This is a genomic window from Kushneria sinocarnis (genome assembly GCF_003633775.1).
GTDB lineage: Bacteria > Pseudomonadota > Gammaproteobacteria > Pseudomonadales > Halomonadaceae > Kushneria > Kushneria sinocarnis.
On sequence record NZ_RBIN01000006.1, the window covers coordinates 132,079 to 144,653 of the forward strand.

A 12,575-nucleotide genomic window follows, 5' to 3' on the forward strand; every position below is an offset into this window, starting at 1 on the left:
GTCAGCGAATCTTCAGTGTCGAAAGACCGAGCAGTACCAGCACCACTGTCACGATCCAGAAGCGCACGATTACCCGAGGTTCCGGCCAGCCCTTGAGCTCGAAGTGATGATGCAGCGGTGCCATGCGAAAGACGCGTCGACCGGTCATCTTGTAGAAACCGACCTGGACCATGACGGACAGTGTTTCCACCACGAAGACTCCACCCATGATGAACAGCACGATCTCCTGGCGCACTACCACGGCCACCACGCCCAGCGCAGCACCCAGCGCCAGCGCCCCGACATCGCCCATGAACACCTGCGCCGGATAGGTATTGAACCAGAGAAAGCCCAGCCCGGCACCGATGATGGCACCGCAGAAGACCGCCATTTCACCGGCGCCCATCACGAAGGGAATATGCAGATACTCGGCAAACCGGGTATTGCCGCTGGCATAGGCGAATACCGCCAGCCCCATCGCCACCAGCACGGTGGGCATGATCGCCAGCCCATCGAGCCCGTCGGTCAGGTTGACGGCATTGGAGCTGCCCACGATCACCAGGTAGGTCAGCAGGATGTAGCCGAGCCCCAGCTGCACCACGATCCCCTTGAAAAAGGGCACGATCAGGCTGGTTTCCACCGGCGCTGCAGCGGTTGAATAGAGAATGGCGGCGGCGGCCAGCCCGATCACCGATTGCCACAGATACTTCCACTTCGCTGGTAGCCCGCGTGGATTCTTCTCCACGACCTTGCGATAGTCATCGACCCAGCCGATGGCACCGAAGCCGAGCGTTACCAGCAGTACCAGCCAGATATAGTGACTGGCCAGATCCCCCCACAACAGGGTGGAGACGGCAATCGAAATCAGGATCATGGCACCCCCCATGGTCGGTGTCCCGGCCTTGGAGAGATGCGACTGCGGACCATTGTCGCGAATCGCCTGACCGATCTGGCGCTCGACCAGACGACGAATCATCCACGGGCCGATCAGCAGACACAGCAGCAGGGCTGTCAGTGTCGCCAGCACCATGCGAAGCGTCAGATAACCGAAAACGTCGAAGGCATCCTGAAAGTTTGCCAGTAACTCGGCAATGAATAGCAGCATCTAAAGCAATCACCTGATTGTATCGGTTCGAAGCGCGCTCACCAGACGATCCATGCCGGCACTGAGCGATCCCTTGATCAGGACGCTGGCATTCTCGGGCAGCCTTTCCCGCACGAAATCCGCCAGCGTCGACCACTGTTCAAAGTGGTAGCCACCTTCACCAAAGGCGTCGCAAGCCACCCGCGCCGGCTCGCCCACGGTGCCCAGCACCTCGATGCCCAGCTGTCTGGCATGCTCACCGACCTCGCGATGTGCGCGATCACTGTAACCGCCCAGCTCGCCCATGGCGCCCAGCAGGCACCAGCGCGGTCCGGGCAGGGTCGCCAGGGTGTCCAGGGCCGCCTTCACGGCGCCCGGATTGGCATTGTAACTGTCATCCACCAGCCGACTGTTGCGCGGGCCGGGCACCACCACCATGCGCCTGGCCACCGCCTCGGCCTCTTCCAGGCCACGGCACATGAGGGCAGGCTCGATGCCGAGACCATGCGCCGCCGCGGCAGCGGCCAGCGCATTGAGCACGTTGTGACGCCCCATCAGGGTCAGCTGCACACGACCGCAGTCCTGCCCGTCGATGACCAGCGTGAAAGCATATCGCCCCAGCGCATCGCAGACCATATCGCGGGCCCGCACCCGGGCACGCTGGTCGAGCCCGAAATCGATGAGCGTCGCTTCACCGGCCAGTCGCTGCCAGATGGCAAAGAAACGGTCATCGCGGTTGAGCACCGCCACTCCCTGCCGACTCAGCCCCGCCAGGATCTCCCCCTTGGCCCGGGCAATATGTCCCGGACCACCGAACTCGCCGACATGAGCACCGGTCACATTGGTAATCACTGCCACATCGGGGCGCGACAGGGCCGTGGTCCAGGCAATTTCGCCGGGATGGTTGGCGCCCAGCTCCAGTACTGCCCGCTGATGCTCGGCTTCCAGTTCCAGCAGGGTCAGGGGCACACCGATATCGTTATTGAGGTTGGCGCGGGTGGCATGCGTATGCCCGGCCAGCTCAAGAATGGATGTGGTCAGGGCGCGCACCGTGGTCTTGCCGCTGTTGCCGGTAATGGCCACCAGCTCCCTGCCCCACTGTCGTCGTCGGGCGGCACCCAGTACCCCCAGCGCCAGCCGGGTGTCGGGCACGACCAGCTGCTGCAGGTCACTGACCCGCTCGTCCCGCTGGTCGACAATGGCCGCTACCGCCCCCCGCTCGAATGCCGTCTGCAGGAATTCATGACCATCGAACCGCTCACCACGCAGCGCCAGGAACAGATCGCCCCGCTCGAGCTGACGGGTATCGGTGGTGAGACGTTGCACTGCAAGATGCCCTGCCCCGTCATCGGACAGGTCAACACCCAGCTCGGCCGCCACGCCGGCCAGGGTATCCGTCCCGAGAGCGTTATTCATGATGTACTTCGTTCTCCGACCTGCCGTGACTGCCAGAACTCATTGATCGTATCCGGATCGCTGAAGGCATGGCGAACGCCATCGATCTCTTGCCAGGTTTCATGCCCCTTGCCGGCAATCAGCACGATATCCCCGGCCTCGGCCTCTGCCAGCACCGTGCGGATCGCCTCCCCCCGATCGCCGATCTCCCGGGCCTGTTCCGGCGCTTTCAGCCCTTCGCGCATCGCATGACGAATGGCAGCCGGCGCCTCGCTGCGCGGGTTGTCATCGGTGAGCACCACACAATCGGCCAGGCGTTCGGCACAGGCGGCCATCAGCGGGCGCTTGCCACCATCCCGATCGCCGCCACAGCCGACAATACACCACAGTCGACCTTCGACATGGGGACGCAGCGTACTCAGGGCACTCTCCAGCGCATCCGGGGTATGGGCATAATCCACGACCGCGACCGGCGCACCGGGCATGCTCAGACGCTGCATTCGCCCCGGCACCGGCGTCAGGCGGGAAAGCGCCGTCTTCAGCGAGGCCAGCGGTGTGCCCAGGCCGTACAGGGTAGCCGCCGCCAGCAGTGCATTATCCAGATTGAAGCGCCCCATCAGGGGCAGCGCCAGTTGCCATGGCCCTTCCGGCGTCATTACCTCGGCCTGCAGACCGGTGCCGTGCGGCTGCCAGTGACCGACCCGGAAATCGGCGTTGTCCCCGCTGCCCACCCGCAGTACCGAGACGTGCTCACCGACCCCGGCCAGCATCAGCTTCGCCAGCGGATCATCGCCGTTGACCACTGCCAGTTCCAGCTCCTCGCGCTGGAAAAGCCGGGCCTTGGCCGCGGCATAGGCTGCCATGCTGCGATGATAATCGAGATGATCACGGCTGAGATTGGTGAATACCCCGGCACGCAGGTGACAGCCGGAGAGGCGCTGCTGATCGAGCGCATGCGAGGAGGCCTCCAGCACAACCCGGGTTGCGCCCTGATCCGCCAGTCGGCGGATCGTTTCCTGCAGGGCAATGGCATCCGGGGTGGTCAGCCCGGCCTCGTCCAGCTGCCCCGGACGACCGGCCCCCAGGGTACCCACCACACCAGCGGGCCGATCGAGCAGCTCCGAGAGCGCGGCGATATAGTGCGTGACCGAACTCTTGCCGTTGGTGCCGGTCACGCCGATCTGCTCGACCGAGGGCGGTATTTCACAGGCCAGCGCTGCCAGCCGGCCGACCCGGGCATCCAGCGCCTCGATGACCACCACGATATCGTCACTCAAGGGCCAGGGCGCATGTGCCAGCACCAGCTCGGCGCCGTTTTCCAGCGCCTGCAGGATGTAGTCGCGTCCATCGACCCGGGTCCCCGGGAAGGCCACGAACACGTCGCCCGGCTCGACCCGCCTTGAATCCAGCCTCAGGCGGGCTCCGGGCGCGAGCGCAGGCCAGGCCTGCTCCGGCCACAGGCGGGCCAGCGCCCGGGTGAGCGGCGTGGCGGGATGGGGATTACTCATGGTTCAGGGACCTCCTTTGCGCCGGCTGCCCGGGCCGCCTTGACCCGCTCCTTCGGCGATTTCCAATCGGTGCGGGTCTGTTCATCGGGGGGCACATCGAGCATGCGCAGTGCCTTGCCGGCAACCCGTGAAAAGATCGGTGCAGCCACCAGTCCGCCGTAATACTCCTCCCCCTTGGGATCATCGATGGAGATGACGGTAATGATGCGCGGGTTGCTCACCGGCGCGATCCCCACGAAATTGGAGCGATAGGCCTTGGTCTGATAGCCGGAATCCCCGACCTTGCGCACGGTACCGGTCTTGCCGGCGATCCGGTAACCATCCACCTGCGCCCGCGAGCCACCGCCATAGGGCCCCACCACGGTCTCCATCATGCGCAGTACCTCATGAGCCGTCTTCGGTGTGATCAGCTGTTCGCCCTCGGGCGGCTGGTCGAGCTCGACCAGCGACGGCGGCACCCGCTTGCCATCGTTGGTGATGGTGGTATAGGCACTCGCCAGCTGCAGCGCCGAGACCGAGACGCCATAGCCATAGGCCATGGTGGCCCGCTTCGCCTTCGACCAGTTATAGGGTGGCGGCAGGCTCCCCGAGGCTTCCCCCGGAAAGCCCAGCTGCGGCGATTGACCCAGATGCATCCGGTTGTACATGTTCCAGATCGTGTCCTCGGGCAGCGCCAGTGCCAGATGGGTCATGCCGATGTTGGAGGACTTGGTGATCACCCCGGTCAGCGTCAGTGTCTTGAAATTGCGCACATCGCGAATGGTATAGCCATCCACCATCATCCAGCCCGGACTGGTATCGATGATGCTCTGCGGCGTGTACTTGCCGGTGTGAAGGACGGCACTCATGGCCAGTGGCTTCATTACCGAACCGGGCTCGAAGGCATCGGTGATCCCTCTTGCCCGCAGACCGGCAGCATTCATGTTGGCACGGTTGTTGGGGTTGTAGGAGGGAGAGCTGGCCATCGCCAGCACCTCACCGGTACGAGCATCCATCATCACCAGCGTACCGGCCTCGGCCCGGTGCTCGCGTACCGCAGCCTTGAGCTCGCGGTAGGCCATGTACTGGATGCGCAGATTCAGCGACAGCCTGAGTTCGCCTCCGGGGTGAGGCTCCTTGATCAGGTGAAGATCGCGCACGAGATGGCCGCGCCGGTCCTTGAGCACCCGGCGCTTGCCGGGCGTCCCGCTGAGATAGCGATCGTAGGCCAGCTCCAGCCCCTCCTGGCCGTGATCATCGATATTGGTAATGCCGACCAGCTGAGCCACCACTTCACCGGCCGGATAGTAGCGCTTGTACTCATGCCGGCCGTAAACGCCCGGAATGTCCATGTCGAGCACCCGGTTGGCCGGCTTGGGCGTCACCTCCCGCCTGAGATACATGAACTCCTTGTCGCGATAGCGCTGCACGCGATCAATGAACTTCGAGGCGGGCTCGTCCAGCGCCTGGGCCAGCCGGGTCAGCTGCACGGGATCCTTCGGCAGCTGCTGGGGGTTGGCCCACAGCGTGATGACCGGGGTCGATATCGCCAGCGGGCTGCCCTCGCTGTCGACGATCATGCCGCGGTGGGCATCGATTTTTTCGGTACGCAGCGTCCGGGCATCCCCCTGGCCCTGCAGGAACTGGTGATCCAGCACCTGGAGATAGACGATCCTGCCGGCCAGGACCAGCATTCCCAGCAGCACCAGTGCCACCATGAAGCGAAAGCGCCACTGGGGGGCGGCGCTGACATGGCTGGCAGCCGAACGCGGCGCACCACCGTTACCGGGAGGCTGCCCGCGGCGTTCGTTGACGCCACGACGCCTGGAAGTATTGCGCTCGCTCATGGACGCATGACCCGGGTGTTATCGACATCAGGGACATGCATGGACAACCGATCACGCGCCAGGTTCTCGATGCGTGACGGCGTCGACCAGGTACTCTCTTCCAGCAACAGTCGACTCCAGGTGGCCTGCAACTGATCGTGACGACTCTCCATGTGCTGCAGCCGGGAGTATTGCACCCGGGTCAGGTGAGCACTGGCGATGGAGGCCACCGCGCTCAGCACCACCGCCAGGATCAGGACAGCAATGATGGCATGCCCGTACCTGAAGCGGAAACTGAACGGCCAGCGCCCCCAGCGCGACATGGCGCGACGACCTCTGGAAGAGACAGCGGATCGGCCGGCGCGTTCGCTCATGATGACTCCCGATCCAGCTTGCGGGCGGCACGCAAGACGGCACTGCGCGCACGGGGATTGTCCGCCACTTCGGCCTCGTTCGGATAACGTGCCCGGCCGAGCGGCTCGAGCCGACGGTTCAGCTGATCCTCGCGCAGCGGCAGGCCTCGCGGCAAATGGGCATCCCCCCGGGACTGGTCGCGAATGAAGCGCTTGACCAGCCGGTCCTCCAGCGAATGAAAGCTGATGACCACCAGGTGGCCGCCGGGCGCCAGTGCCTCGAGCGCGGCTGTCAGCGCCCGCTCCAGCTGCCCCAGCTCATCGTTGATGTGAATGCGGATGGCCTGAAATGCCCGGGTCGCGGGGTGGCGCCCCTTCTCCCAGGCGGGATGGGCAGCCTTGAGCAGCTCCGCCAGCTCGACGGTGCGGGTAATCGGAGCCTGCTGACGCCGCTCGACCACCGCGCGCGCCAGCCGCCTGGCAAAACGCTCCTCGCCGAGCCGCTTGAAGACGTCGGCAATCTCGCGCTCCCCGGCGCGGGACAGCCACCGGGCTGCACTCTCGCCGCTGTCCGGGTCCATGCGCATGTCCAGCGGGCCATCGCGCATGAAGCTGAATCCCCGCTCACCATCATCCAGCTGGGGAGAAGAGACCCCGATATCCAGCAGGATACCGGACAGCGCACCATGGAGCTCATGCCGATCGGCGGCGTCTGTCAGTCGGTCAAAGGCGGTGCGCTCGATGGCAAAGCGTGAATCGTCGATGGCTGCGGCCGCGGCACAGGCCTCAGGGTCGCGATCGAGTGCCAGCAGCCGCCCCTCGGGGGCGAGACGGGAAAGAATGGCGCGGCTGTGGCCACCACGGCCAAAGGTGCCATCCAGGTAGGCACCGCGAGGATCATGGATCAGTGCGTCCACCGCACCTTCAAGCAGGACACTGGCATGCGCGCGTGCCTGATCGGCGCGTGGCTGTCGGGACATGAACGACTCGCGAGCTGTAAAAACGTAATGCCTGTAATCAAAAGGGAGGGAGTCGGCCTGTAAGCCGGGTTCTGTCGAGGACAGTCATTCCTCTGGGACATTCGTCACCGAATGCCTCAAGCAACCTACCCGAACCCGGTGCGGGCCACACCATCGGGTTCCTATTCGGTCTTGCTCCGGATGGGGTTTACCTTGCCACGACCTGTTGCCAGGCGTGCGGTGCGCTCTTACCGCACCCTTTCACCCTTGCCGGCAGCGCCATGCGCTGCTTGGGCGGTCTACTCTCTGCTGCACTTTCCGTCGGCTCGCGCCGCCCAGGGGTTACCTGGCATCCTGCCCTGCGGAGCCCGGACTTTCCTCCCCCGAACCCTGCGGGTTCGGCAGCGACTGTCCGGCCGACTCCCAAGCGCGCAAGAATATCAGTGCCTGCACGCCTGTCCAAGTGTGCAGACGATTTTATTGCGCCGCGTCATGACGGGGGCTGACAGGCGTTACAGGATGTCACGCTCAGCGCCCCTGCAGCGTCAGGGCACGCTGATACCAGTCGCTCTTGCGCCCCCCCATCAGACGCGACGTGATAGCGGCCGCCTGCTTGCTGCCCACGCCCTCCTCCAGCAGGGTCGTGAGCAGCTGTTCGGCCGCAAGCGAGGCCACCGTTTCCCGGGCGCGCTCCGCCGCCGGGGCGATCATCACCACGAACTCGCCCCGGGTCTGGTTGCTGTCGGCTGCCATGCGCTCGACGAGCTGCCCGGCACTACCGCTCAGAAAGGTTTCAAAGGTCTTGGTCAACTCGCGGGCGACAACCACTTCACGCTCCCCGAACACGACGCCCACATCCTCCAAAAGGGCCCTGATCCGATGCGGCGCCTCATAGAACACCAGCGTGACCGGCAGCTCCGATACGGCCTCCAGCCGGTTGCGACGCGCGCCCGAGCGGGCCGGCAGGAAGCCCTCGAACAGAAAGCGATCGGTGGGCAGACCCGCCGCCGACAGTGCCGTAACCAGTGCACAGGGGCCGGGAACCGGCACTACCGGCAACCCGGCATCCCGCAGTTCGCGAACGACACGAAAGCCGGGATCGGAAATCAGCGGCGTTCCGGCATCACTGATCAGGGCCACCTGCTGCCCCGCCGCCACCGCCTCGCGAAGCCGCTCGACCCGTGCCGCCTCGTTGTGCTCATGCAGCGACAGCAGGCTTGCCCGGATGCCGAGGTGCGCCAGCAGCCGGGCACTGTGGCGGGTATCCTCGGCGGCAATCAGATCGGCCCGGCCCAGCACCTCGCCGGCGCGGACAGAAAGATCATCGAGGTTACCAATCGGTGTGGCAACCACGTACAATGCGCCCTCACCAGGTTCGGACATGGTCGGTTTTCCCTGATTGAACTGACTGAAACAAAGAGCCTGCCGACGGCAGCAGGTACATCAATGGTGTGCCGGCACTGCGCCGAATACGTACCGAGCCTGTCCGCGGCTCAATGGTCGGGACAGGACGGCGGCCCCGCCGCCATGGACAAGGCAGACCAAGGGGACACGACCCATGCGCACCTCGTTGCGACGCATGACCGGCGTCATGCTGGCGACCCTGGCGCTGGCCGGCTGCGCCAGCACCTCCTCGATAGTGGATCGCGTCAGCGGTCCTTCCCCCGACACCCTGCTTCAGCAGGCCCGACAGCAGCAGGGTGCCCAGGCCGCGGCGACCCGGCTGCAGGCGGCGCAGATTCTAGCACGCCAGGGTAACAACGCGCAGGCGCTGAGCGTCGCCGGAAACCTCGACCAGCAGCAGCTCGATGACAGCAATCGCATTGCCTGGGCGCTGCTGACCTCCCGGCTCGCCCTTGACCAGGATGATCCTGCCAGCGCCCTGCAGGCGACTGCCCTGGTCGACGAAAGCGGGCTCACGCTCGAGTCGGACGATCGCAATACGCTGCGCCAGCGCCGCGGGCTCGCTCAGGCCATGCAGGGCGATGCCCGCACGGCGGCACTGACCCTGATCGCCCTGCAGCGGGACACTGACAACACGGCGCTGAACGACACCATCTGGCAGCAGCTCTCGCGCCTGGACACCCGTCAGCTCGGCGAAGTGGCAAGCCGGAGCGGCGCCCTGGCACAGGGCTGGGTCGAACTGGCGCGGCTGAGGCGCGACCGCAGCGGCAACATTGCCGGCCTGTTCGATGCCGTGCAGCAGTGGCGACAGGCCAATCCGCAGCACCCCGCCGCCAGACGACTGCCGACCGACCTGACCCAGCTGCAGGCCTTGGAAGGCAAGGAGGTGCAGCGTATCGCCGTTTTCCTGCCCCGGAGCGGCCCGCTCTCCACGGTGGCCGACGCCCTGCGTGAAGGCATGCGCTCGCGCGTCGAGGTGGCCCGCTCACAGGGTCAGCAGGTACCCGAACTCTCCTTCTACGACACTGCCGACGGCACGCTGCAGTCGCTTTATGGCAAGGCGATGATGAATGGCGCCCAGGTTGTCATCGGACCGCTCGACAAGAGCAAGGTCTCGCAGCTCGAAACACGCAGCGACGTGCCGATCCCGACCCTCGCCCTGAACTACGGCACCCATGAGCACAACAGTGCCGCCGGACTCTACGAGTATGGCCTATCGGCAGAGGATGAGGCCCGTCAGGCCGCTCATCGTGCCCGCCTCGACGGTCATTCGCAGGCCGGCATCATGGTGCCCGACAATGACTGGGGAGCACGGGTGCTCGATGCCTTCCGCAATCAGTGGCAGCAGCAGAACGGGGAAATCGCCTCGATCGTGAACTATGATCCGAAGGGGTCGGTCGCCGACAGCACCCGCACCCTGCTCAAATCCGGTCAAAAGAAGCCTGACATGCTGTTTCTGCTGGCCCTCCCCGACTATGCCCGGCAGATCCCGCCGACCCTGGAATACCTCTATGCCGGCGACCTGCCGGTCTATGCCACCTCGCACGTCTACGAGGGGACCCCGCAGCCGCGGCTGGACAGTGACCTCGACGACGTGAAGTTCGTCGATATCCCCTGGCAGATTCCGGATGTGGCTGCCGGAGGTGCCGATGCCGTACCGTTCGCCACCACCCGCCAGCAGCTGCTGCAGGGCAACGACGGCAATCCCGGACTGCTCAAGCTGCAGGCCATGGGCGTGGATGCCTTCGAGCTGGCCCGGCGCCTGCCGATCTTCGAGGCCACATCGAACAACGTCATGCAGGGCGCCACCGGCACCCTGCAGCCACGCGATGACGGTCGCATCGTTCGCACCCTCCCCTGGGCGGTCTTCCGCAACGGGGAGCCCGGGCTGCCGGGACTCTCCGGCCTGACTCCCGAGCTCTCCCGGTGAGCACACGCCCGCCGGCCCAGCGTCGCCGTCATGGTCATGATATCGAACTTCTGACGGCGCGCTGGCTGAGTGAACGGGGGCTGCGCGAGATCGCGCGCAATCAGCACGCCCGTGGCGGCGAGATCGACCTGATCATGCGCGACGGTGACACGCTCGTCTTTGTCGAGGTCCGCTACCGACGGGATTGCCATCACGGCTCGGCGGTGGAGTCCGTCACCCCGGCCAAGCAGCGGCGCATCGTGCAGGCCGCGCGTTTTTATCTGGCCCGCGAGCGGTTATCATGCGCCTGTCGATTCGACGTGGTCGGCGTCACCGGGACGCCGGAAGCGCTGGAGTTCGACTGGATCAGGGCGGCCTTCGACGCCTTCTGAATCAGCGCCATCAAGCCCACAACCTCATCGTGAGTTGTCATGGATTTCCAGGAACGTATCCTGCATCACTTCAACGACAGCATTGACGCCAAGACCTACGCCAGCGAAGTGCTGCCCCCCTTCATCGAGGCCGCCAGTCAGATGATGGTTCAGGCCCTGATCAACGACGGCAAGATTCTGGCCTGTGGCAATGGCGGCAGCGCCGGTGACAGTCAGCACTTCTCTTCCGAGCTGCTCAATCGCTTCGAGCGGGAGCGCCCCAGCCTGCCGGCGCTGGCGCTGACCACCGATACCTCGACGCTGACCTCGATCGCCAACGACTACAGCTACAATGACATCTTTTCCAAGCAGATCAGGGCACTGGGGCAGCCGGGCGACATCCTGCTGGCCATTTCCACCAGCGGCAATTCCGCCAATGTGGTGCAGGCCATCCAGGCCGCTCACGATCGGGAAATGAGCGTCATCGCCCTGACCGGACGCGACGGCGGCAACATGTCCTCGCTGCTGGGTCAGGAAGACTGCGAGATCCGCGTTCCCGCCACCACCACTGCCCGCATTCAGGAAGTGCACCTGCTGGTACTGCACTGCCTGTGCGATCTCATCGACCACCAGCTGTTCGGCAGTGATGACTAGTCATGAGGAACACCATGCTACAGCGGCTGCTACTGACCTGCCTGATCGCACTGATACCGCTGGCCGGCTGCTCGACCATCACCGGTGAACACGGTTACGGCTTTCGGCCCGACTACGTGGTCGAGCAGGACCAGCGCATCGCCCGGACACTCTGGCAACGCATCAACGACAACCAGTCACTGGCGACCGGCCATATCAACGTTGATGTCTACAATACCCGGGTACTGCTGACCGGTCAGGTGCCTGATGCCGCCTCAAAACAGCAGGCGGCCCGGCTGGCCCGCGATGTCGAGGCTGTCCATGATGTGCGCAACGAGCTCAGTGTGGCGGCCAATACCTCCACGGGGCAGCGCCTTCATGACACCTGGCTGACCTCGAAGATCCGGACCCGCATGGCAGCCAGCGAGAACATTGATGCCGATCGCATTCGGGTCACCACCGAAAACGGGGTCGTCTACCTGATGGGGCTGGTTCGTCATGACGAGGCAGAGACAGCCATCGGCATCGTGCGCGACGTCGATGGCGTTCAGCGCATCGTCAAGGTCTTCGAATACATCTGAGGCGATAAAACGCAAAAGGGGCCGCAATAGCGGCCCCGATGTCAGGCAGGTCTACCCGTATCAGCAAGGCTACTTGATGACCCGCAGTGACGGTCGCCCCTTGCGCGGCGGACGATCGTCACTCTCCGTATCTTCCGAAGCCTCTTCTGTAGCGCCGCCCTCGATGCCTTCGAGGTGGGCACCACTGTTCTCCTGACTCTCCGAGTGCTCCTCACTCTCCTCGGCAGCCGGCATGACGGGTTCCTGGCCGAAGACCATGCCGATACCGTTCTCGCGCGCGTAAATGGCAATCAGTGCCTCGATCGGAACCTGCACATCCATGGGCTGACCACCGAAACGGGCATTGAAGGCGATCATGTCATTTTCCATGAACAGATCGCGAACCGCCTCGGGGTTGATATTGAGCACTATCTGGCCATTCTGCACGAACTGCTCGGGGACAATGACTCCCGACTGCCGGGCATCCACCACGATATAGGGAGTCTGCTCGTTGTCCAGCAGCCACTGATACAGTGCCCGGGTCAGATAGGGACGACTGGAAAGCATGCGCCACCTCCTGTTGTCTGTTCCGATGCGTGTCGGCCGACTCGCGTC

12 protein-coding genes and 1 other RNA gene are annotated in these 12,575 nt (G+C 64.6%); 4 read left to right on the plus strand and 9 right to left on the minus strand.

Annotated features, from left to right (window positions below; translation table 11 throughout):
• Position 1: 1 nt before the first annotated feature.
• The 8 genes from mraY to rsmI all read right to left on the minus strand — a co-directional run bounded on the left by mraY (position 2) and on the right by rsmI (position 8,466).
• Positions 2-1,084: a phospho-N-acetylmuramoyl-pentapeptide-transferase gene (gene mraY, locus C7446_RS10950; protein ID WP_121173150.1), complete on the minus strand. Its 1,083-nt coding sequence runs from the start codon at positions 1,082-1,084 to the stop codon at positions 2-4.
• Positions 1,085-1,093: 9 nt separating this feature from the next.
• Positions 1,094-2,479 (minus strand): UDP-N-acetylmuramoyl-tripeptide--D-alanyl-D-alanine ligase, encoded by a 1,386-nt coding sequence (locus tag C7446_RS10955; RefSeq protein WP_121173151.1) that lies wholly within the window; start codon positions 2,477-2,479, stop codon positions 1,094-1,096.
• Entirely contained in the window at positions 2,476-3,966 is a 1,491-nt protein-coding gene (locus C7446_RS10960; RefSeq protein ID WP_121173152.1) for a UDP-N-acetylmuramoyl-L-alanyl-D-glutamate--2,6-diaminopimelate ligase, read from the minus strand. The genes C7446_RS10955 and C7446_RS10960 overlap by 4 nt, the downstream gene beginning before the upstream one ends.
• On the minus strand, positions 3,963-5,792 hold the full coding sequence (locus tag C7446_RS10965) for a peptidoglycan D,D-transpeptidase FtsI family protein (protein WP_121173153.1): 1,830 nt from the start codon (positions 5,790-5,792) through the stop codon (positions 3,963-3,965). Before C7446_RS10965 ends, C7446_RS10960 begins: the two co-directional genes overlap by 4 nt.
• Positions 5,789-6,145: a cell division protein FtsL gene (gene ftsL, locus C7446_RS10970; protein WP_245977822.1), complete on the minus strand. Its 357-nt coding sequence runs from the start codon at positions 6,143-6,145 to the stop codon at positions 5,789-5,791. Before ftsL ends, C7446_RS10965 begins: the two co-directional genes overlap by 4 nt.
• Positions 6,142-7,104 carry a 16S rRNA (cytosine(1402)-N(4))-methyltransferase RsmH gene (rsmH, locus tag C7446_RS10975; protein WP_121173155.1) on the minus strand — a complete coding sequence of 321 codons (963 nt, stop codon included), beginning with the start codon at positions 7,102-7,104 and terminating at the stop codon, positions 6,142-6,144. Before rsmH ends, ftsL begins: the two co-directional genes overlap by 4 nt.
• Before the next feature lie 44 nt (positions 7,105-7,148).
• An RNA gene (rnpB, locus tag C7446_RS10980) (RNase P RNA component class A) lies at positions 7,149-7,507 on the minus strand.
• 104 nt (positions 7,508-7,611) lie between these two features.
• Positions 7,612-8,466, minus strand: a complete 855-nt coding sequence (gene rsmI / locus C7446_RS10985; RefSeq protein ID WP_121173156.1) for a 16S rRNA (cytidine(1402)-2'-O)-methyltransferase — start codon at positions 8,464-8,466, stop codon at positions 7,612-7,614.
• Positions 8,467-8,641: 175 nt separating this feature from the next.
• Between rsmI and C7446_RS10990 the strand changes: the two genes are divergently transcribed.
• Genes C7446_RS10990 through C7446_RS11005 form a run of 4 tightly spaced genes read left to right on the plus strand, consistent with a single transcriptional unit; the run spans position 8,642 to position 11,981 of the window.
• Positions 8,642-10,417, plus strand: coding sequence for a penicillin-binding protein activator (locus tag C7446_RS10990; protein WP_121173157.1), 1,776 nt, complete (start codon positions 8,642-8,644; stop codon positions 10,415-10,417).
• Positions 10,414-10,788, plus strand: a complete 375-nt coding sequence (locus C7446_RS10995; protein ID WP_121173158.1) for a YraN family protein — start codon at positions 10,414-10,416, stop codon at positions 10,786-10,788. The genes C7446_RS10990 and C7446_RS10995 overlap by 4 nt, the downstream gene beginning before the upstream one ends.
• A 39-nt stretch (positions 10,789-10,827) precedes the next feature.
• The gene (locus tag C7446_RS11000) at positions 10,828-11,421 is read left to right on the plus strand and encodes a phosphoheptose isomerase (RefSeq protein ID WP_121173159.1); all 594 of its coding nucleotides are present in this window, start codon (positions 10,828-10,830) and stop codon (positions 11,419-11,421) included.
• Positions 11,422-11,435: 14 nt separating this feature from the next.
• Positions 11,436-11,981, plus strand: a complete 546-nt coding sequence (locus C7446_RS11005; RefSeq protein WP_170150064.1) for a BON domain-containing protein — start codon at positions 11,436-11,438, stop codon at positions 11,979-11,981.
• 69 nt (positions 11,982-12,050) lie between these two features.
• Here the strand turns inward: C7446_RS11005 and C7446_RS11010 are convergent, their stop codons facing one another.
• Entirely contained in the window at positions 12,051-12,527 is a 477-nt protein-coding gene (locus C7446_RS11010; protein ID WP_121173161.1) for a ClpXP protease specificity-enhancing factor, read from the minus strand.
• Between the last annotated feature and the right edge of the window lie 48 nt (positions 12,528-12,575).